Source organism: Jannaschia seosinensis, from assembly GCF_001408515.1.
Classification (GTDB): domain Bacteria; phylum Pseudomonadota; class Alphaproteobacteria; order Rhodobacterales; family Rhodobacteraceae; genus Jannaschia; species Jannaschia seosinensis.
The window spans coordinates 33381-53375 of the sequence record NZ_CYPR01000096.1 but is presented as its reverse complement, the minus strand read 5'-3'; the positions used below and the strand labels follow the sequence as shown (position 1 = coordinate 53375).

At 69.3% G+C, this 19995-nt stretch carries 17 protein-coding genes; 9 read left to right on the top strand and 8 right to left on the bottom strand.

Features of this window, described 5'->3' with window-relative positions:
* Positions 1 to 240: 240 nt before the first annotated feature.
* Positions 241 to 1626, bottom strand: a complete 1386-nt coding sequence (ahcY, locus tag JSE7799_RS07785) for an adenosylhomocysteinase (protein ID WP_055663098.1) — start codon at positions 1624 to 1626, stop codon at positions 241 to 243.
* Between the two features lie 62 nt (positions 1627 to 1688).
* The gene (locus JSE7799_RS07780; protein WP_055663097.1) at positions 1689 to 1991 is read right to left on the bottom strand and encodes a hypothetical protein; all 303 of its coding nucleotides are present in this window, start codon (positions 1989 to 1991) and stop codon (positions 1689 to 1691) included.
* A gap of 121 nt (positions 1992 to 2112) precedes the next feature.
* Here JSE7799_RS07780 and JSE7799_RS07775 point away from each other — a divergent pair, with 121 nt between their 5' ends.
* Positions 2113 to 2730 (top strand): HD domain-containing protein, encoded by a 618-nt coding sequence (locus JSE7799_RS07775; RefSeq protein WP_055663107.1) that lies wholly within the window; start codon positions 2113 to 2115, stop codon positions 2728 to 2730.
* The gene (locus JSE7799_RS07770) at positions 2727 to 3152 is read left to right on the top strand and encodes a GNAT family N-acetyltransferase (protein WP_055663096.1); all 426 of its coding nucleotides are present in this window, start codon (positions 2727 to 2729) and stop codon (positions 3150 to 3152) included. Before JSE7799_RS07775 ends, JSE7799_RS07770 begins: the two co-directional genes overlap by 4 nt.
* Positions 3153 to 3154: 2 nt before the next feature.
* Here the strand turns inward: JSE7799_RS07770 and JSE7799_RS07765 are convergent, their stop codons facing one another.
* From JSE7799_RS07765 to JSE7799_RS07740, 6 genes are all read right to left on the bottom strand, one after another.
* A complete protein-coding gene (locus tag JSE7799_RS07765) occupies positions 3155 to 3484 on the bottom strand; it encodes a hypothetical protein (protein ID WP_055663095.1) in 330 nt (109 codons plus the stop codon).
* Positions 3485 to 3564: 80 nt separating this feature from the next.
* Positions 3565 to 4299 carry an ABC transporter permease gene (locus JSE7799_RS07760; RefSeq protein WP_144431612.1) on the bottom strand — a complete coding sequence of 245 codons (735 nt, stop codon included), beginning with the start codon at positions 4297 to 4299 and terminating at the stop codon, positions 3565 to 3567.
* Positions 4296 to 5231 carry an ABC transporter ATP-binding protein gene (locus JSE7799_RS07755; protein WP_055663094.1) on the bottom strand — a complete coding sequence of 312 codons (936 nt, stop codon included), beginning with the start codon at positions 5229 to 5231 and terminating at the stop codon, positions 4296 to 4298. The genes JSE7799_RS07760 and JSE7799_RS07755 overlap by 4 nt, the downstream gene beginning before the upstream one ends.
* A complete protein-coding gene (locus JSE7799_RS07750) occupies positions 5228 to 6355 on the bottom strand; it encodes an ABC transporter permease (protein WP_503089882.1) in 1128 nt (375 codons plus the stop codon). The genes JSE7799_RS07755 and JSE7799_RS07750 overlap by 4 nt, the downstream gene beginning before the upstream one ends.
* A 56-nt stretch (positions 6356 to 6411) precedes the next feature.
* A complete protein-coding gene (osmF, locus tag JSE7799_RS07745; protein WP_055663092.1) occupies positions 6412 to 7317 on the bottom strand; it encodes a glycine betaine ABC transporter substrate-binding protein OsmF in 906 nt (301 codons plus the stop codon).
* Between the two features lie 260 nt (positions 7318 to 7577).
* Positions 7578 to 8129 (bottom strand): ActR/PrrA/RegA family redox response regulator transcription factor, encoded by a 552-nt coding sequence (locus tag JSE7799_RS07740; protein ID WP_055663091.1) that lies wholly within the window; start codon positions 8127 to 8129, stop codon positions 7578 to 7580.
* A gap of 106 nt (positions 8130 to 8235) precedes the next feature.
* On the opposite strand from JSE7799_RS07740, the gene regB reads away from it, so the two are divergent.
* From regB to addA, 7 genes are all read left to right on the top strand, one after another.
* Positions 8236 to 9639, top strand: coding sequence for a sensor histidine kinase RegB (gene regB, locus JSE7799_RS07735; protein WP_055663090.1), 1404 nt, complete (start codon positions 8236 to 8238; stop codon positions 9637 to 9639).
* 58 nt (positions 9640 to 9697) lie between these two features.
* On the top strand, positions 9698 to 11299 hold the full coding sequence (locus JSE7799_RS07730; protein WP_055663089.1) for a PAS domain-containing protein: 1602 nt from the start codon (positions 9698 to 9700) through the stop codon (positions 11297 to 11299).
* A 99-nt stretch (positions 11300 to 11398) separates the two neighbouring features.
* Positions 11399 to 11902, top strand: a complete 504-nt coding sequence (gene tsaE, locus JSE7799_RS07725; RefSeq protein WP_055663088.1) for a tRNA (adenosine(37)-N6)-threonylcarbamoyltransferase complex ATPase subunit type 1 TsaE — start codon at positions 11399 to 11401, stop codon at positions 11900 to 11902.
* The gene (locus JSE7799_RS07720; protein WP_083480363.1) at positions 11899 to 12930 is read left to right on the top strand and encodes an aminoglycoside phosphotransferase family protein; all 1032 of its coding nucleotides are present in this window, start codon (positions 11899 to 11901) and stop codon (positions 12928 to 12930) included. Before tsaE ends, JSE7799_RS07720 begins: the two co-directional genes overlap by 4 nt.
* Positions 12927 to 13595, top strand: coding sequence for a nucleotidyltransferase family protein (locus tag JSE7799_RS07715; RefSeq protein WP_245624833.1), 669 nt, complete (start codon positions 12927 to 12929; stop codon positions 13593 to 13595). Before JSE7799_RS07720 ends, JSE7799_RS07715 begins: the two co-directional genes overlap by 4 nt.
* Positions 13595 to 16570, top strand: a complete 2976-nt coding sequence (gene addB / locus JSE7799_RS07710; protein WP_055663086.1) for a double-strand break repair protein AddB — start codon at positions 13595 to 13597, stop codon at positions 16568 to 16570. Before JSE7799_RS07715 ends, addB begins: the two co-directional genes overlap by 1 nt.
* Positions 16567 to 19941 (top strand): double-strand break repair helicase AddA, encoded by a 3375-nt coding sequence (gene addA, locus JSE7799_RS07705; protein ID WP_055663085.1) that lies wholly within the window; start codon positions 16567 to 16569, stop codon positions 19939 to 19941. The genes addB and addA overlap by 4 nt, the downstream gene beginning before the upstream one ends.
* The last annotated feature ends 54 nt before the right edge of the window (positions 19942 to 19995 follow it).

The window sequence follows — 19995 nt, the reverse complement described above, 5'->3', positions numbered from 1 at the left end:
GCCCCGGCGGCGGAGCGAACCGCGGACCGCAATGCTTGCCGACCATGCCGCGCCTCCCGCCACGCAACGCGCATCCTGCTCATTCAAATCGAAGCAGACTGCTGTTGAACCTGTTTTCAATCCGAAGCGCCTGCGCCCGATCAAGCGCCACCTATCGGGATCCCCCACCCGCCCAAAACGAAGAAGGCCGCGCTCCCCTCAGGCGGGAACGCGGCCTTCCTTTCCACGCCGGACGACGTGTCAGTAGCGGTAATGCTCCGGCTTGAAAGGACCGTCGACCGTCACGCCGATATAATCGGCCTGATCCTTGCGCAGCTCCGTCAGCTTCACGCCGATCCGGCCCAGATGCAGCCGCGCGACCTTCTCGTCGAGATGCTTGGGCAGGATGTAGACGCCCGGCGCATAATCCCCGCCCTTGGTCCACAACTCGACCTGGGCGAGAACCTGATTGGTGAAGGACGCGCTCATCACAAACGACGGATGCCCCGTCGCATTGCCGAGGTTCAGAAGCCGGCCTTCGCTGAGCAGGATGATCCGGTTGCCCGAAGGCATCTCGATCATGTCCACCTGATCCTTGATCTTCGTCCACTTGTGGTTGCGCAGCGAAGCGACCTGAATCTCGTTGTCGAAATGGCCGATATTCCCGACGATCGCCATGTCCTTCATCTCGCGCATGTGCTCGATGCGGATGACGTCGCGATTGCCCGTCGTGGTGACGAAAATGTCGGCCGATCCGACGACATCCTCCAGCAGGACCACCTCGAACCCGTCCATCGCGGCCTGCAAGGCACAGATCGGATCGACCTCGGTCACCTTCACGCGCGCGCCGGCCCCGCGAAGCGATGCGGCCGATCCCTTGCCTACATCGCCATAGCCCATCACGACCGCGACCTTGCCGGCCATCATCGTATCGGTGGCACGCCGGATCCCGTCGACGAGGCTCTCCTTGCAGCCATACTTGTTGTCGAACTTCGACTTGGTGACGGAGTCGTTCACGTTGATGGCGGGAAAGGGCAGCAGCCCCCTCTTGTGCAGGTCGTAAAGACGGTGCACGCCCGTCGTTGTCTCCTCGCTGACACCCTTAATCGCATCGCGCGTCCTGGTGAACCAGCCGGGGCTCTCCTTCATCCGCTTGGCGATCTGCGCGTGGATCACTTCCTCCTCCTCGGAAGTCGGCACCCCCAGATCCTCGCCCGCCTCGGCCCGAGCGCCCAGAAGGATGTAAAGTGTCGCATCGCCCCCGTCGTCGAGGATCATGTTCGCGCCCTCGGCGAACTGGAACGACCGGTCGAGATAATCCCAGTGCTCATCCAGCGACTGCCCCTTCACCGCAAAGACCGGCGTGCCCCCTGCGGCGATGGCGGCGGCGGCGTGATCCTGCGTGGAGAAGATGTTGCACGAGGCCCAGCGCACATCGGCGCCCAGAGCCGTCAGCGTCTCGATCAGCACCGCCGTCTGGATGGTCATATGCAGCGATCCGACGATCCGCGCCCCGGCCAACGGCTGCGCCGCGCCGTACTCCTCGCGCAGCGCCATCAGGCCAGGCATCTCCGTTTCGGCAATGTCGAGTTCGCGGCGGCCGTATTCGGCCAGTTCGACGTCCTTTACGACGTAGTCGTTCATCATTCGCTCCTGCACCGGGCCCGGGTTTGGCGGCTCCGTATCAGGCGGACCTGCCGCGAACAATGTCAGGCGGGCGTGTCGCGGATCTGCTGGCTCTCCATCGCGGGATGCCAATTCGTGCCCGCCGCCATCACACAGGCGATGCCGTCCGGCCGCGTCATCAGGATTGTCCAGGTGCCATCCTCGGCCGAAATCCAGATCTCGAATATCGCGTGGCGCCCGCGAAGCCCCCCGCCCGCATAGACCTCGCCATAGGTCCGGTCGAGCCGGTCGACGACCACATCGCGCGGGGCGCAACCCGCCCCCTGTGCCGCGACTGGGGTTGCAAGAAAGGTGGCAACGACGGCGTTTCGGATAGTTCCGCGCATGGGCTCGGCTCCCCTATAGGTGCACCGACCCTGCGGGTCGGCCGATGGCCCCCGCTCAAGAACGAAACCCGACCTGCCGGGATCGGTTGCATCGCCGCCCGCGACCTTTAGGACAATGTTCATGGCCCGTCCTCCGACCCCTCCACGTGCATGGCAGCGTATGCTGTCGGGCCGCAGGCTCGACCTGCTCGACCCGACGCCCGTCGACATAGAGATCGAGGACATCGCCCACGGCCTCGCCTTCGTCGCCCGCTGGAACGGGCAGACCCGAGGCGACTGGCCCTATTCGGTGGCGGAGCATTCCCTCCTCGTGGAGGCGATCCTCGCCCGCCTCGATCCAGCCGCCACGCCCGCCGACCGTCTGACGGCGCTGCTTCACGACGCGCCGGAATACGTGATCGGCGACATGATCTCCCCGGTAAAGGCGGCTGTCGGGCCGGACTACAACGCGCTGGACGACCGGCTTCAGCGGGCGATCCGCCTGCGCTTCGGCCTGCCCGCGACCACGGCGCCGGCCCTCAAGAAGCGCGTTAAGCAGGCCGACCGCATCTCCGCCTGGATCGAGGCCGTCCGGCTCGCGGGATTTGCCGAAACCGAAGCGAACCGCTTCTTCGGCCGTCCGCCCCCGAACATGCTGGACGGGCTGGACCTCGTCCTGCGCCCGCCCGCAGAGGTACGCGCCGCCTTCCTTGAACGTCACGCGACCCTGATGGAGGCCCGCGACGCCGGGCAGCGATGACACCTCTCACCATCCGCCGCGCGCATGTTCTTGATGCAGGTCCGATCGCCGCCTTCCTGCAAAAGTTGACCGGCCACGGTGACGCCGCGACGCTTATCGATCTGCTCGATGAGTCCGATCTGTGGCATCTGGCCGAACGCGACGGCCCGCTTCTCGGTGTGCAATGGCTCGGGGCGCTTCCGGATCTCGGCGCCGACACGGCCGAAATCGCCACCTTCACCGTTCCGGGGCCCGACGCCCTCGCCGTCGGCTCCGCCCTCTTCGAGGCGACCCGCCGCACGGCCAAGGCCCGCCGCCTGTCCTGGCTGATCGCAACCACCAATGAGACGAACGAAAGCGCGCGCATCTACTACCGATCCCGTGGCTTCGAACCGCTCAGCCCCGCGCAGGACGGCCGCATCACCCTCGGCTTCCGACTGTGACCTCAGTGGCAGTTCCGACCCGCAGCCCCCGACGGGCCGGTCCAGCCCACGAAGGTCTTGCCCTCGAAAATCAGCCGCAGCCCGTCACCCGCATCGAACGCATCCCGCCCCGCACCACAGGCCGCCGGCACGGGCGTACGCCCTGTCACCTTTGCAACACTTTGCAGCGCGCCGATCCGGTCCCGCCCGAAGGAAATCTCGCGCCCGCCCGAGCCCGTGACACCCAGCCCACCCGGCCCGGGGACCAGCATCAGACCAGACGGCTCCGGCGCTGTCGCACAGGCGGACAGGGCCAGAAACAGCAGGGCGGCGGCAATTCCGTTCTGTCGCATCCCGAAATCCTTATTTGCACCGCCGGTGTCGGCAATGACTCCGTTACCCGACCAAGCCTAACGCCCCGGCCCGTTCCGCCTCACCCGCCGACGCGCCGGGCAAGATGCGCCTCGAGCTGCACCAGCGCGTCGTAGATCAGCACCGCGAACAAGCCGACGATCAGCCCGCCCTGCAGCACATAGGCCGTGTTGTTCGTCAGAAGGCCCGCGATGATCACCTCGCCCAGCGTACGCGCCGCCACGGTCGAGCCGATCGTGGCCGTGCCAAGCGCGATCACGACCGACAGGCGGATGCCCGTCAGGATCACGGGCAGCGCGAGCGGCAGTTCCACCCGCATCAGCTTCTGCCAGCGGTTCAATCCGATCCCCCGCGCCGCCTCCATCGTGGCCGGCGGCAGGGTCGAGAGCGCGGTGATCGCGTTCTCGAAGATCGGCAGCAGACCGTAGAGGAAGAGAGCCACCAAGGTCGGCCCCGACCCGAATCCCAGGACCGGAACCGCCAGGGCCAGAACGGCGACCGGCGGAAACGTCTGGCCCATATTGGCGATCGTGCGCGACAGCGGTCGGAACGCCGCGCCCGAAGGACGGGTCACCAGGATCGCCAGCGTCACCGCCACCAACGTCGCCGCCGCCGTGGCCGCCGCGACAAGGCCCAGATGGCTCAGCGACAGCGACAGAAGCGAGGCGCGTTCATAGATCACCGGCCCGTTCGCCGGCGCCAGCGGTGCGAAGACCGGCGCGAACCATGCCGGCCTGAGGACCAGTGCCAGCAGCAGCACGATCAGCGCCGGGCGCAGGACGATCCCGATCTTCACGCGTGAAGCTCTGCGCGCGCCCGGATGGCATCGAGCGTCACCCGCCCCACGACCGCATCGTCATGTGCCACCGGCACCGCCGTGCGCCCCGTCCAGAGGCAGGCCGCGAGCGCATCGCGAAGGCTCGCCCCCGCCGGCAGGGCGCCGCCCTCGGCGGCTCCGTCCTCGACAACCTCGGAGACGGGGATCAGCGACAGCAGCCGCAACGGGCGCTCGACGTCGCCCACCATGTCGGCCACGAAGCCGGTCGCCGGTTGGGATATGATCTCGGCCGGTGTGGCGTACTGAACCAACTTGCCGCCATCCATCACCGCCACACGGTCACCGAGGCGGATCGCCTCGTCCATGTCGTGGGTGACCAGCATGATGGTCGAGCCGAGCCTCTGCTGAATGCGGCGCAGATCGTCCTGCGCCCGCGACCGGATGATCGGGTCCAGCGCCCCGAACGGCTCGTCCATCAGCAGAAGGTCCGGCCGCGAGGCCAGCGCCCGCGCCACACCGACGCGCTGCTGCTGTCCGCCCGACAACTCGGCCGGATAGCGGTCGCGGAACGCTACCGGATCCATCGAGAACAGGGTCAGCAACTCATCGACGCGGGCGCTGATTTTATCCTTCGGCCAGTTCAGAAGCTCCGGCACCGCCCCGATATTGCGCGCCACCGAATGGTGCGGAAACAACCCGTGCCCTTGAATCGCATAGCCGATCCGCCGCCGCAAAAGATGCGGCTTCGTCGCCAAAGTGGACTCGCCGTTGATCCGCACCTCGCCCGAACTGGGCTCCTCAAGGCGGTTGATCATCCGCAGAAGTGTCGTCTTGCCGGACCCCGACGTGCCCACGATTATGGTGATCGTGCCCGTCTCCACCGTCATCGTGACGGAATCCACCGCATGCACACCGTCATAGGTTTTGGTGATCCGGTCGATCTCGATCATGCGCCCCCCTTTGGTGTCGGCCGGGTCAGGTCGACCAGGATGTCCATTACAATGGCCGATACGAGGGCCAGCGCCACGGTCGGCAACGCGCCCAGAAGGATCAGGTCGGCTGCGGTCTGGTTCAGCCCCTGAAACACGAAGGTGCCGAAACCGCCGCCGCCGATCAGTCCTGCGATGACGGCAAGGCCGATATTCTGGACCAGCACGATACGCACCCCGGTCAGGATGACCGGCAGACCCAGAGGCAATTCGACCCGCAGCAATCGCTGGCGCGGGGTCATGCCCATGCCGCGCGCCGCCTCCAGAGCCGCCGGCGGCGCCGAGGCGAGACCGGCCACCGTGTTGCCGACCACCGGAAGCAGCGAATACAGCACGAGCGCCAGAAAGGCGGGGGCGAAGCCGATCCCCGCGATGCCGATCGCCTGCGCCCCCGGCAAGGTGTTCCCGACCCAGCCGAGGATCGGGATCATCAGGCCGAACATGGCAAGCGAGGGGATGGTCTGAAGGAAGCTCAGAACCGGTAAAGTCGTCTCCCGCAGGTCGGCCCTTCGATGACACAGGATGCCCAGCGGAAAGCCGACCGCCGCCGCCGTCGCCAGCGAGCCGAGCGCCAACGCCAAGTGCCGCAGGGCCGCATTGGCAAAGGCCGCCTTGCGGCTGGCATATTCCTGCAGGATCGATAGTTCCGACAGCGCACCGGACCACAGGATTATTCCCGCCGCGGCGAGCACCGCCGCCAGAAGCGTTCCCCGCGCCAGCGGCCCCGGCGCAAGATTTGCAAGCGCATCGGCCATCAGCAGCATGAAGATCAGCAGCAGACACCAGAAGCCCACGGCGGGTGAAACCCGGGCGTAGTCGCCCGCCCCGTCCAGAAGCGCCGACGCTCCATGCGTCAGCAGCCAGAGCAATCCGGCCAGTCCGACGATCGCCCCGACGAGGCGAAGCTGTGGCCATGCCCCCGGAAGCCCGAGCGTCAGCCCCACGAGAATGGCCACCAGTCCCGGCAGGGTCACCTCCGCCCCGGCCAGCGCCAGAACCGTCACGCCTTCGCCCGCGACGATCCGGTTCGCGGCCACCGTCATGTACGGGACGAACAGCGCCGCCAGACCCAGAACGGCGAACAGGATACCGGGCGGAGACAGGCCCCGTCTGGTATCCCTGATCGATATCGCGGAAGAGATCAGTCGATCGCCCCGGTTTGCGTAAGGTAGTCGCGAGCCACGGCTTCGGCTGGCTCGCCGCCAACCTGAATGCGACCGTTCAGCTTTTGCAGCGTCTCCATGTCCAGCCCGTCAAAGATCGGGTTCAACACGTCGGGGATCGAGGGATATTCCTCCAGCACCTCGGCCCGGACGATCGGCGTCGGCTCGTAGACCGGCTGCACGCCCTTGTCGTCTTCCATCACCACAAGACCCGTCGCACCGACGCCACCATCGGTGCCGTAGACCATCGCCGCGTTCACACCCGACGTGCCCCGCGCCGCGGCCTGTATCGTCGCGGCCGTGTCGCCGCCCGACAGGATCACCGTCTGATCCTGCGACAGGTCGAACCCGTACGTCTCCTGCATGGCGGGCAGAACCGCAGGCGAGGACACGAATTCGGTCGAGGCGGCCAACTTGACATCACCGCCGCCGGAAACCCAGCTGCCGAAATCGGACATGGTCGACAGGTCGTTCTCTTCGGCCACGGGGCCGGTCACCGCGATGGCCCAGGTGTTGTTGGCCGGGGCGGATTCGAGCCAGATGACATCGTTCTGCTCGGCATCCAGTTCGGCCGCCCGCGCGTGTGCGGTCTCGACGTCCTTCCAGACATCGCTATCGGCTTCGTTGAAGAAGAAGGCTGCGTTGCCGGTATATTCCGGGTAGATGTCGATCTGGTTAGCCAGAAGCGCCTCGCGCACCACCTGCGTCCCGCCCAGTTGCAGGCGACGCTCCACTGGAAGGCCGGCATCCTCGAGCGCAAGTGCGATGATATTTCCCAGAAGACCGCCCTCGGTGTCGATCTTGGAGGAGACGGTGATGTCGGCATGCGCAGCGGCGGCAAACGCGCCGAACAAACCTGCGGCAAGGATCAGAGGTGATTTCATGATGGGATCCGGTCTTTCAAAAATGGCTTCGCAGCGGTGATTTCGGAAAGTAAGCTAGCAGACCCGGCCCGACCGCCAACCCCTGCAAAGGCACCTTGACGGACTTCGCATCACCCGTCTCGAAGTACCGGACGCCGAGACGACGCCGGGCCCCCGCGAACCCGGCGGACACAGCGTGCAGACGCGTTCGGCGCACATCCGTTCTGCCCGCCGAAACTTTGGCCCGCCAAACGCCGCGAGCACCGACAGGACAGCCCCCGTTACCGCGGCGACCGCTTCGCCAGAATCCGCTGGAGCGTCCGGCGGTGCATGCTCAGACGCCGCGCCGTCTCACTCACGTTGCGGTCGCACAATTCATAAACTCGCTGGATATGCTCCCAGCGGACCCGGTCGGCGGACATCGGGTTCTCGGGCGGCGGCGGCATCTCCTCGCCGCTGCTCAGCAACGCATTGGTGATATCGTTGGCATCCGCGGGCTTCGACAGGTAATCCGTCGCCCCGATCTTGACGGCGGCGACGGCCGTCGCGATCGCACCGTATCCCGTCAGCACCACGATTCGGGCATCGGGGCGCCTTTCGCGAAGCCTCTCGACGACATCGAGCCCGTTCCCGTCCTCCAGCCGCAAATCGACCACCGCATAGGCGGGCGGGGTCGACGACGCCTTGGCAAGGCCCTCGGCCACCGAGCCGACGGCCTGCACCTCGAAGCCCCGTTTTTCCATCGCCCGCTCGAGCCGGCGAAGGAATGGCTCGTCATCATCCACGAGCAGAAGCGACCGGTCCGGTCCGATTTCCTGCAGTTGCGCGGCCATAAGCGGATCTCCCTCTTGCCGACCGCATCGGGCGGTCTTGCTAGATGAAAGGGTATCGCGCGAAACTCCGCCGTCAAACGCGATGGCCACGAATGGAGGCGCCTGCATGAATCAAGCCGACCGGACCGGTCTCCTCCCGCCCGAGGCGATGACCCCCCGGGTGCGCCTGGGCACGCTGATCAACCTGCGCTGGCTGGCGACCCTCGGGCAGACCGTGACCGTCGTCTTCGTCAGCCTGTGGACCTCCCTCACGCTCGAGATGGGATTGTGCTTCCTCGTGATCGGGGTGACCGTCGCCGCGAACCTGCTGGCAATGCGCATCTATCCCACGACGACGCGTCTCGCCGACCGGGCGGCCTTCTGGTTTCTGCTGTTCGATCTCTGCCAGCTCGCGGCGCTCCTGTTCCTGACGGGCGGGCTGAACAATCCGTTCGCGCTCCTCTTTCTCGCGCCAGTGACTAGTTCCGCGACCGCTCTGTCGCTGCGCTCCACCTGCACGCTCGGGGCCGTTGCGGTGGCGCTGATCTCGCTTCTGGGGGGCTATCATCTGCCGCTGACGCTGGGCGGGGACACGGCGCTCGTCCTTCCGCCGCTGTTCTTGTGGGGCTTCTGGACCGCGATCGTCACCGGCATGCTGTTTCTCGCGGGCTTCGCCTTTCGCCTGACGCTGGAGACGGAGCGGATGTCGAACGCGCTGCTGGCCACGCAGACGGCGCTGTCGCGGGAGCAGAAGCTGCACGATCTCGGGGGCGTCGTCGCCGCGGCGGCGCATGAATTGGGTACGCCGCTGGCGACGATCACGCTGGTGGCGTCCGAACTCGCCGACGAGGTGTCCGAGGCGCTGCCCGACCGCACTGACCTGTCCGACGACACCCGCCTCATCCGCGAGCAGGCCGACCGCTGCCGCGACATCCTCCGTTCGATGGGGCGCGCGGGCAAGCGCGACCGCCATCTTGGGGCCGCGCCGCTGGAGGCGATCCTGCGCGAGGCGGCCGAACCCCATTCCGGCCGCGGCATCGCGATTCGCTACGACCTCGCCCCGCTCGACGGCATCGCCGTGACCGACGGCCGTAAGCCCGCGATCCGGCGCACGCCCGAAATCATCCACGGACTGCGCAATCTCATCCAGAACGCCGTCGATTTCGCCCGCAACGAGGTCTGGATCGACGGCCGCTGGTCGTCGGACCGGATCATCGTCCGCATCATCGACGACGGGCCCGGCTATCCGCCGGAGGTCCTGTTCCGGCTGGGCGACCCGTTCCTGCGCTCGCGCCGCCGCCGGGATTATGAGGGGATGGGGCTGGGCCTGTTCATCGCCAAGACGCTGCTGGCGCGCACCGGCGCGGCGCTCGCCTTCGACAACGGCTCCGCGCCCGGCCGCAACCGCCCGCCGACGCGCGGCGGCGCGATCGCCGAGGTCGTCTGGCCGCGCCAGAGGATCGGCGCGCCGGAAACCGGTGGCCTGGGCGAGAACGGCCCTGTGGACGGACCCGACGAAGCCGCACATTAACGGCAACTTAACCAATTGTGCCGATCACTGCTCCCGGATCAGCGGGAGAAGTTTCGTCATGGCTCTGGCCGTCCAGTTCGGTTTCCCCCTCCTCGGCGGCTTGCTGACCGGTCTTGCGGCCCTTGCGGCCGTTCTCTGGCTGGCGCCGGTCCGCGGCCGCGGCCTGAACGGTCACGATTCCGATCTGCTGTCGGAGCCGCGCTGGTTCCGCTTCCGCGAGGGCTACCTCGTGGAGCATTCCGGCAACGTCTCGTTTCTGCTGCCCCCGCCGATCGACCACCTGAAGGCGTGGGACGAGCTGGTCGATGCCCTGTCCGACATTGACGATGCCGTGCCGGCCGCCTGTGCGGCCCTGCGCGATGCGGGGCGTGCGTTCAAGCTCGCCGGCACATTCGGCAGCGATCAGGTCGTCATCCTCGGCTCGCGGGAGGGGGAATACCTCCGGATCGCGGTCTCCACGGCCGATGCGCGGCGCGACACGATCCGGGTCGACGTCGCCAGCCTCACCGCGATGGAGGGCGAGGTCGCCGTACTCGCCCGCGCCGGCGACACGAGCCCGACACCCAGCTGGGCTACCAATTCGGCGGGACAGGTGGTCTGGGCCAACAAGCCCTATCTCGCGATCGTGGAATCCTGTATTGGCCCGGACGCCGCGCATGGCTGGCCGATCCACGTACTGTTTCCCGAAGCCCCCTCGCCCGAACCGGGTGCGGCGCGGCGCAAACTCGTCGATCGCGACGGCGAAGAACACTGGTTCGAGGTGACCGCGACCACGCCGGGCCCCGACGGGGTGCGTCATGTCCATGCGACATCGCTCGATGCGATGATCCGGGCCGAGGAATCCCTGCGCAGCTTTATCCAGACCCTTACCCGCAGCTTCGCGGCGCTGCCGACCGGGCTGGCGATCTTCGACCGCGAGGGCCACCTCGCGCTCTTCAACCCGTCGCTCCTCGACATGACCGGCCTCGATCCCGCCTGGCTTTCGCGCCGTCCGCACCTGTCGGATTTCTTCGACACGCTGCGCGCGGGCAAGCGCCTGCCGGAGCCGCGGGATTACACGGCCTGGCGCAACGCGCTGCGCGATCTCGGCCGTGGCGGTTCGACAAGCATTCACGAGGAGACCTGGAACCTGTCCGGCGGGACCACGTACCGCATGATCGGCCGCCCCCAGAACGACGGCTCGGTCACGCTGATGCTGGAGAACGTCTCGGCGCAGATGCAGGATTCGCGCACGCAATGGCTCGAACGCAGCGTCATGGGCGAGGTGATGGACGGGATGGACGAAGGCTATGTCGTGTTCGACCATGACGGCCGGACGATGCTGTCGACCGACGCGGCGCGCAACATCTGGACGCGGAACGCGACGACCGATGCCGATGGCACCGCCGCAGGCGCGATGCCACGCACGCTCGAGGGCTGCATCGCGCTGTGGAAGGTGCTTTCGTTGCCCACCGGCCTGTGGGCCGATCTGCGCAACATGATCCGCGAGATGGACGCCGAGCGGGGCGCCTGGACCGAAACGCTGCACCTGCGCGACGGCCGACAGATCACGATGCAGATCAAGCCGCTCGCCGAGGGGCGCCTTGTGATCGGCTTCACCGAGGACGCGACGCTGGCAGCGGCCCAAGGCTCCGACACCGTCCGCGCGCTGCACGCCTGAGCCGCCGCCGGGCCGGCGCGTCCCCGCGCCCCGCTTTGTGCGCGGCCAAGGGTCGGTCCACCCTTGCGGCCACCGGCCCGCCCCGTCTAACCCGACTGGATGAGTGACGCCGATCTCCTCCGCATCGCCTTGCCGGATCTCGCCGCGACGGCACGCTTCGCCGAGCGGCTCGCCCCGCTTCTGCGCGGCGGCGACGTGCTGCTCCTGCGGGGCCCGGTCGGCGCGGGGAAATCCGCCTTCGCGCGCGCGCTGATCGGGGCGCTCCGGTCGCGCGCGGGCCTGCCGCCGGAAGACGTGCCGTCACCGACCTTCACGCTGGTCCAGACCTACGACACCGGCCCGTTCGAGACCTGGCACGCCGATCTCTACCGTCTGTCCGACCCGTCCGAGATCATCGAACTCGGCCTCGACGCGGCTTTCGGCACGGCTCTTTGTCTCGTGGAATGGCCGGACCGCCTCGGGCAGGACGCGCCAAACGATGCGTTGACCCTGACGCTCGAGGTCATGGAAGACGATGCACGCCGCGCCACCCTCGCCGGCCCGCAGGATGCACGCGCGCGTCTTTCCCCCGCCTTCGCCCCACGCCCGGAGGATACCGCATGACCGACCGCGCCATCGAGATCGACCAATTCCTCAGGGCCGCAGGCTGGCAGGACGCGGAACGCATTGCGCTGGCCGGCGACGCCTCGCTGCGCCGCTACATCCGGCTTCGCCGCGACACCGCACCCGGCCGCGCCATCGTGATGGACGCCCCACCCACGACCGGGGAGGATGTCCGCCCGTTCCTGCGGATCGGCGACTGGCTGAGCGCCCGCGGCTTTTCCACGCCCACCGTATTCGCCCGCGACCCGGAGCGTGGACTTCTGCTGCTCGAAGACCTCGGTGACGACTTGCTTGCCCGCCATTCCGCCGCCCATCCGCAGGACGAGCCCGAACTCTACGCCGCCGCCGCGGAGACGCTTGCCGCACTGCACCACGAGGCGCCGCCCGACCTGCCGCGCTATCCCGATCAGATGGCCGCCCTCGCCGCCACCGTGGTCGATTGGTACGCTCCCGACGCACGCGACCGGCGGGACGACATCGCGGCCGCCATGCAATCGGCCATCGACGCCGTGCTGACCGGGCCGGAGATCTTCGTGCATCGCGACTACCACGCCGAGAACCTGCTCTGGCTGCCGCGGCGCGACGGCCCCGCCCGAATCGGCATCCTCGACTTCCAGGACGCGATGACCGGCCCCGCGGAATACGACCTCGCCTCGCTGATCGACGATCCCCGCAGGCCTGTCTCGGACGCCGCACGCGATGCGGCCATCGGCGCCTATTGCGCGGCGACCGGTGTGGCCGCCGAACCCCTGCGAGCCCGTCTCGCCGTGTGTTCGGTGCAGCGATCGCTGCGGATCATCGGCCGCGTCTTCACGCGCCTCGCGCTCCATTCCGGCCGCACAAGCTACCTGCGCTTCATCCCGCCCACCTGGACTGCGCTGCAGCGCGAGTTGCGGCATCCCGCGCTTACCGACCTGCGCGATCTCCTCGACGGCCTCCTCCCCGAGCCGGACGGCCCGTGGCTTGCCGCGACAGAAGCGCGCGCGGGCACCCTCGCGGGCCGCGACCATGCGGCAGCCCCCGAATGATCGCGGCGATGGTCTTTGCCGCCGGACGCGGAACGCGGATGCGGCCGCTGACCGACGACCGCCCGAAGGCATTGGTGCCCGTGGCCGGACGTCCCCTGATCGAGCACGCGCTCGACCAGGTCGAGGGTGCGCATCCCGTGGTCGTCAACGCGCATCACCACGCCGAAAGGCTGATCGCCCACCTCGCCGGCCGGCCCGTGATCGTCCGCCACGAGACGCCGACCCTCCTCGAGACGGGCGGCGGCCTGCGCGCTGCGCTCCCGCTTCTGGGCGCCGGACCCGTCCTGACGATGAATGCCGATGCCGCCTGGACCGGGCCGACCGCGCGCGCGACGCTGACCGCCGCCTGGGACGGCGCGGCGATGGACGGGCTGCTTTTGCTGGTGCCGAAGGAGCGCGCCTCGGGGCAGGCCGGCGGCGCCTTCGCGATCGGCCCGGACGGGCGCCTGTCGCGCGACGCGGACGGCCTCATCTATACCGGGGCCGGGATCGTGCGGACCGACGGCCTTGCCCGGGATCCACGCGACGTCTTTTCGCTGCGGGATCTGTGGTTCGACATGCTGGCGCGCGGCCGTCTCTTCGGCGTCGTCCATCCGGGCCGATGGGCCGATGTCGGCACGCCCGACGGCATCGCCGCGGCCGAAGCCATGCTGGAACACGCCTGATGGGCGGCCTCTATGCCGAACCTATGGGCGTCGATTTCAGCGCCGCGCTGGCAAGCGGGTTGCGCCGCCGTCTCGGGGCGCGTCCCGAAGACATGGCGCGCGCGACACTTCTGGTAAACACCAACCGCATGGCGCGGCGCACCGAGGCGGCGCTCGCGGCCGGGGGGGCGACGCTCCTGCCGCGCATCGGTCTCGTCTCGCAGCTCGGGGCCCTCCTGCCGCCGGGTGCGGCGCCGGTGCCGGACATCTCGGCTCTCGGTACGCGGCTGCGGCTGGCATCACTGGTGGCCAAGCTCCTTCGCGTGCGGCCCGATCTGTCGCCTCCCTCGGCGGCCTTCGACCTTGCCGACACGCTGGGCCGGCTCCTGGCCGAGATGCAGGAGGAGGAAGTCGAGGCCGAGGCTCTGGAGACGCTCGACGTTGCCGACCTGTCGGAGCACTGGCAGCGCAATCTCGACTTCCTGCGCATCGTCACCCGCTGGCGCGAAGCCGAGGGCACCGTCACCGAGACCGCCGCACAGGCGGCGGCGCTGGAACGCCTCCTCGCCCGCTGGCACGACGCACCGCCCGAGACGCCCTGGATCGTCGCCGGCTCCACCGCGTCACGACGCCCCACGCGCCGGTTGATCGAGGCCGTGCTGGACCTGCCCGAGGGGATCGTCATCCTGCCGGGTCTCGACCGCGACATGCCCGAGGATGCCTGGAAATCGCTGACCCGCGAGGACGCGCCGCAGCACGACCACCCGCAATACCGCCACGCCCTGCTGCTTGCCGAACTCGGCCGGACCCGCGACGACGTCCCACAATGGAGCGCCGACGCGCCCGCCGCGCCGGCGCGCAACCGGCTGATATCGCTCGCCCTGCGCCCCGCCCCCGTCACCGATGCCTGGCGCGCGGAGGGGCCGGAACTGACGGACATCGCGGCGGCCTGCGCCGGTGTGACGCTGCTCGAGGCACCCTCCCCCGCCACCGAGGCCGCGGCCATCGCCACGGGGCTGCGCGCTGCGCTGGCCGAAGGGAAACGCGCCGCCCTCATCACTCCCGATCGGACGCTCGCCCGGCAAGTCGCGGCGCAACTCACCCGCTGGGGGATCATTCCCGACGATTCCGCCGGCCGCCCGCTGCACCAGACCGCGCCGGGCCGGCTGCTTCTGCTGGCCGCCGAGATGCGGGGACGCCCCTGCGAGGCGGAACCGCTCATCGCGCTGCTCAAGCATCCGCGCGTCCACACCGCCGACGCCCCCGACGACGCACCGGGCAGCGCACGGCGCGCCCATCTCTCCCGCGTCCGTGCGTTGGAGACGGAGCTGATCCGCAAGAAGCCGCTCGCCTTCCCGGACCGCGCCTCGATCGAGGACTGGGTGACCGGCCCCGACCATGCGCCGCCGGAATGGCGCGACTGGCTGTGCGAGGTGCTCGACGGGCTTTGCGGCGATCCCCCCGAAGCTCCGCTGGCGGCGCATGTCGCCCGCCACCGCGCCCTGGTCGAACGTCTGGCCCGAGGAAGCGTGCGCGGACATGCCGACGGGAGAGAGGCCACCGGCACGCTCTGGACCGATGCTGCCGGACGTATCGCGCGGGACGCGATGACCCGGCTGGAGCAGAATGCCGCCCAGCGCGGGACGGAGGCGATCAGCGCGCTCGAATATGCCCGCATTCTCGGCGGTGTCCTGTCGGGCGAGGAGGTGCGGGAGACCTTCTCTCCGCATCCCGACGTGATGATCTGGGGCGCGCTCGAGGCACGGGTCCGCACCGCCGATCTCGTGATCCTCGGCGGGCTCAACGACGCGAGCTGGCCCGGCCACGACGCACCCGATCCGTGGCTCAGCCGCGCGATGCGCAAGGCCTGCGGCCTGCGTCCGCCGGAGCGGGAGGCCGGGCTTTCGGCGCATGACTTCCAGCAGGCCGCCGCCGGCCCGGAAATCTGGCTGTCGCGCGCCGTGCGTACGGCCGAGGCCGACACCGTCGCGACCCGCTGGCTCAACCGCCTGACCGGCCTTCTGGCGGGGATCGGCGAGGACGGCACGGCCGCGCTCGCGGCGATGCGCGCACGGGGGCGGGTCTGGCTCGATTGCGCCGATGCGTGGCGTGCGCCCGACCACCGTCACCATGCCGATCGCGCGCCGCGGCCCGCCCCGATCCTGCCCGAGGGGATCACGCTCGACAATCTGTCGGTCACGGGCGTCGAGACCCTGATCCGCGATCCCTATGCCATCTATGCCAAGAAGATCCTGTCCCTCGCACCTCTGCCCCCGCTGCGCCAAGGACCCGATGCCCGCGTCCGCGGCTCGGCCATCCACCGCGCGATGGAGCAGTTCTCCCGCGAGGCGCCGGGCACCCTGCCGGCGGACGCGCTGGAGCGCCTGCGCCTGCATCTTGAGGAAGCGCTGCGCGAACTGGCGCCCTGGCCCGGCGCGCGACGGATCTGGCTGGGCAAGTTCGATCGCGCCGCGCCCGATTTCCTTGTGGCCGAGGCCGGACGCCGCAGGCTCGGCCGTCCCCGCCATGTCGAGGACAAGGGGCGGATCGAGGTCGGCGGCCTGATCCTGCACGCCCGCGCGGACCGCATCGACGATCGCGGGGATGCGGTGGCGATCTACGACTACAAGACCGGCGCCCTCCCCGGCGAGAAGCAGATCAACCACTTCTCCAAACAACTCCTGCTCGAGGCCGTGATGGTGCAGGAAGGGGGCTTTGCCGCCATCGCGCCCCGTCCCGTCGCCGAGGTCGCCTATCTCAGCCTCGGCACGAAATACGAGGAGCGGCGGCCCAAGGATTTTGGCCCCGACCTGATCGCGCAGACCCATGCCGATCTGCGCAGCCTGATCCGCCGCTACGCCGAGGGCGCGCCGTTTTATGCCCGCCTCTCGCCCGATCTGCTGACCTATGCGGGCGATTACGACCATCTCTCCCGGTTCGGGGAATGGGGCGATACCGATGCGGCCTCTCCCCTGCGGCTGGAGCGTGCGCGGTGAAGGACGAAGCGGCTCCATTTACGCCCGACGCGGCCACGCGCGCGCAAATCGGCGCGGCCGACCCGGCCGGATCGGTCTGGCTCGCCGCGAATGCGGGATCGGGCAAGACGCGCGTCCTGACGGACCGGGTGGCGTGGCTTCTGCTTGAGCGGACGCCGCCGGAGCGGATCCTGTGCCTGACCTATACCAAGGCCGCGGCGGGAGAGATGCAGAACCGTCTGTTTGCGCGGCTGAGCGAATGGGCAATGCTGTCCGACGACAGGCTGCGCGAGGAAATCACCCGGCTGGGCGCGGCCCGCGGCACCATCAGCTCCGAACAGCTCCGCCATGCGCGCACCCTCTTCGCCCGCGCCATCGAGACGCCGGGCGGGCTCAAGATCCAGACGATCCATGCCTTCTGCGCCTCGCTCCTGCGCCGTTTCCCCCTTGAGGCGGGGGTCTCGCCCGCCTTCGCCGAGATGGACGAGACGGCGACGGCGCGCCTTCATGCCGAGGTGCTTGACGAGATGGGAGCCGATCCGGCGACGCGCCCGCTCGTCGATGCGGTCGGCCGGCGGATCTCGGATGCGGAGCCGAGCGGCTTTCTCGCGCAGGTGGCCGGCCTGCGCGAGGCCCTGGCGCGGCCGCTGGACCGCGATAGGCTGCGCGCGGCGCTCGGCATCGCGGATGAAAGCCGCGAGGCGGTGCTGGAGGAGATCACCGGAGACGACACGCTCGACATCATCGAATCCCTCCTCGGCGACGCCGAAGACGTGCCCGGCAAGACGTTCGAGACGCTCCGCGCCGGCCTGCGCGACGCGCTCGCGGCGGGGCCGCAGGCGCGGTTCGACAGACTGACCGGGTTGTTCCTCACCGCGGCCCGGGCGCCGCGTTCCACCGGAAGGTGGCCCAAGGCGGTCCGGGAGGGCGACCACGGCCCCCTGGAGGAGCTCTTCAACCTCCTCGCGCTGCGCCTTGCCGACGCCCATGCCCGGATCGCCGCGTTCGTGGCGCTCGAACAGACCGAGGCGCTTCATGCGTTCGGCCCCGCCTTCCTCGCCCGCGTGGGTGCCCGGAAGGCCGCGCGCGGCTGGCTCGATTTCGACGACCTGATCGCGGGGGCAAAGCGGCTGCTGACAACGTCGCCGATGGCGCAATGGGTGCTGTTCCGGCTCGATGGCGGGATCGATCACATCCTCGTGGACGAAGCGCAGGACACCTCCCCCGATCAGTGGCAGGTGATCCGCCGCCTCGCCGCGGAATTCGGCGCGGGGCTCGGGGCGCGGCCCGACGTGCGGCGGACGATCTTCGTGGTGGGCGATCGCAAGCAATCGATCTACGCCTTCCAGGGCGCCGATCTCGCCGCCTTCGACCGGATGCACCGCGTCTTCGGCGAGATGCTCCCCGAGGAGGGACCGCAGCTCCGCGAACATGCGCTCCTGCATTCCTTCCGCTCCTCGCCGGCGATCCTCGATCTCGTCGACGCGACCTTTGCCGAGGGCGGCGGCGTGGGGGCGCCGCCCGAACATATCGCCTTCTTCGCGGACCGCCCCGGCCGCATCGATCTCTGGCCCGCCATTCCCAAGGAGAAGGACGACAACGACGACCGGCTCTGGCACGAACCGATGGACCGCCCGGCGAGCGATGACGCCGACGTCATCCTCGCCGACCGCATCGCGGATGCCATCGAGGACATGCTCGCCGCGCGCGTTCCCGTGGGCCAGGGGGACAGGCGGCGCCCCGTCCGGCCCGGCGACATCCTGATCCTGCTGCAGCGTCGCGGCGCGCTGTTCCACCACATCGTCCGGGCCTGCAAGAAACGCGGCCTGGATCTTGCCGGGGCCGACCGGCTGCGCCTGTCCGACGACCTCGCGGTGCGCGACCTGATCGCCGCGCTGGCCTGGGCGGACACGCCGCAGGACGACCTGTCGCTGGCCTGCATCCTGCGCTCGCCCCTCTGCGGCCTGTCGGAGCAGGACCTGTTCGCCCTCGCCCACGGCCGCAGGGGTCGCCTGTGGGACGCGCTGCGCGACTCCGACCATGTCGCGGCAGCCGGTCTCGTGACCGACATCCTGCGTGTGGCCGACATCCTGCGCCCCTACGAGATCCTCGAACGCATCCTCGTGAAACATGACGGCCGCCGCCGCCTGATTGGCCGCCTCGGCCCCGAATCCGCCGAGGCGATCGATGCCCTGCTGGGCCAGGCCCTGGCCTACGAGACGCTGGAGACGCCCAGCCTGACGGGCTTCCTCGGCTGGCTCGAATCCAAGGACGTGGAGCTCAAGCGCCAACCCGGCAGCGGCACGATCCGGGTGATGACCGTGCATGGCGCCAAGGGGCTGGAATCTCCGGTCGTGATCCTGCCCGAGACGATGAAGCGGCAGCCGCGCGGCGCCTCGGGCGCGCGCGCGCTCTCGGATGGCACGCCGGTCTGGATGCCCGCCAAGGCGAACTGGTCCCCGGCCATGGCCGCCGATGCCGAGGCCGCCGCCCTCGCCGAGGCGGCGGAACGCGACCGTCTGCTCTACGTCGCCATGACGCGCGCCGAGAATTGGCTGATAGCCGGGGCCGCGGGCGAGGTGGGCGATGCGCGCACCGATAGCTGGTACAACATGATCCGGGCGGGGATGGAGGCGCAGGGCGCGCAACCGCACGAGTTTTCCGCCGGCGCGGGCCTTCGGATCGAGACCGGCGACTGGTCGCCCGCGCCCGAAGCCACCGCCACGCCGCCCGCACCACAACCCGTCCGTCCCGACTGGCTCGAGGTTCCCGTGGCGCCGCCCGCGCTGGTGGCGCCGCGCATCGCGCCCTCCGACCTGCCGGGGGCCAAGACCCTGCCGGGCGAGGCGGGGCACGACAACGAGGCCGCCCTGCGCAAGGGCACGGCGATCCACGCCCTGCTGGAACATCTGCCCGGCCTGACGGGGGCGGAGCGCGCCGATTGCGCCCGCCATATCCTCGCGCTGCATGGCGATGCCGAAGCGGGCGATCCGGTCGCCGCGTGGCTGGCCGAGGCGCAGGCCGTGCTCGACGCGCCGGACCTCGCGCCTGTCTTCGCGCCCGGCACGCTGTCCGAGGTGCCCTTCGCCCTGCCCGCCACGCCGGACCGTCCGGCGATCTTCGGCGTGATGGACCGCGTGATCGTCGCGCCGGACCGGGTGGAGGTCGTGGACTTCAAGACCAACGCCCTGATCCCCGACCGCCCCGAGGACACGCCCGCGGGGTTGCGCAACCAGATGGCCGCCTATCTTGAGGCTGCCGGCGCGATCTGGCCGGGCCGAACGGTCACCGCCGCGATCCTGTGGACCGCCGGCCCGCGCCTGATGGTGCTGCCGCACGAAGTCGTGACACCGCTCGACGCGGCCATTGACCCGGTCCCTCCCCCTGCCTAGCTTCCGGCTTCCCGAACAGGCCGTATCGGCCTTCGATCGGCAGAAAAGGAGACA

Excerpts from the sequence above, each read along its gene's own strand:
- JSE7799_RS07770 (WP_055663096.1), top strand. The coding sequence starts at position 2,727 with ATGACACCTCTCACCATCCGCCGCGCGCATGTTCTTGATGCAGGTCCG.
- JSE7799_RS07740 (WP_055663091.1), bottom strand. The coding sequence starts at position 8,129 with ATGGCCGCGCAACTGCAGGAAATCGGACCGGACCGGTCGCTTCTGCTC.
- JSE7799_RS07775 (WP_055663107.1), top strand. The coding sequence starts at position 2,113 with ATGGCCCGTCCTCCGACCCCTCCACGTGCATGGCAGCGTATGCTGTCG.
- JSE7799_RS07730 (WP_055663089.1), top strand. The coding sequence starts at position 9,698 with ATGGCTCTGGCCGTCCAGTTCGGTTTCCCCCTCCTCGGCGGCTTGCTG.
- JSE7799_RS07780 (WP_055663097.1), bottom strand. The coding sequence starts at position 1,991 with ATGCGCGGAACTATCCGAAACGCCGTCGTTGCCACCTTTCTTGCAACC.
- addB (WP_055663086.1), top strand. The coding sequence starts at position 13,595 with ATGGGCGGCCTCTATGCCGAACCTATGGGCGTCGATTTCAGCGCCGCG.
- regB (WP_055663090.1), top strand. The coding sequence starts at position 8,236 with ATGAATCAAGCCGACCGGACCGGTCTCCTCCCGCCCGAGGCGATGACC.
- ahcY (WP_055663098.1), bottom strand. The coding sequence starts at position 1,626 with ATGATGAACGACTACGTCGTAAAGGACGTCGAACTGGCCGAATACGGC.
- JSE7799_RS07765 (WP_055663095.1), bottom strand. The coding sequence starts at position 3,484 with ATGCGACAGAACGGAATTGCCGCCGCCCTGCTGTTTCTGGCCCTGTCC.
- JSE7799_RS07755 (WP_055663094.1), bottom strand. The coding sequence starts at position 5,231 with ATGATCGAGATCGACCGGATCACCAAAACCTATGACGGTGTGCATGCG.
- osmF (WP_055663092.1), bottom strand. The coding sequence starts at position 7,317 with ATGAAATCACCTCTGATCCTTGCCGCAGGTTTGTTCGGCGCGTTTGCC.
- tsaE (WP_055663088.1), top strand. The coding sequence starts at position 11,399 with ATGAGTGACGCCGATCTCCTCCGCATCGCCTTGCCGGATCTCGCCGCG.
- JSE7799_RS07715 (WP_245624833.1), top strand. The coding sequence starts at position 12,927 with ATGATCGCGGCGATGGTCTTTGCCGCCGGACGCGGAACGCGGATGCGG.
- JSE7799_RS07720 (WP_083480363.1), top strand. The coding sequence starts at position 11,899 with ATGACCGACCGCGCCATCGAGATCGACCAATTCCTCAGGGCCGCAGGC.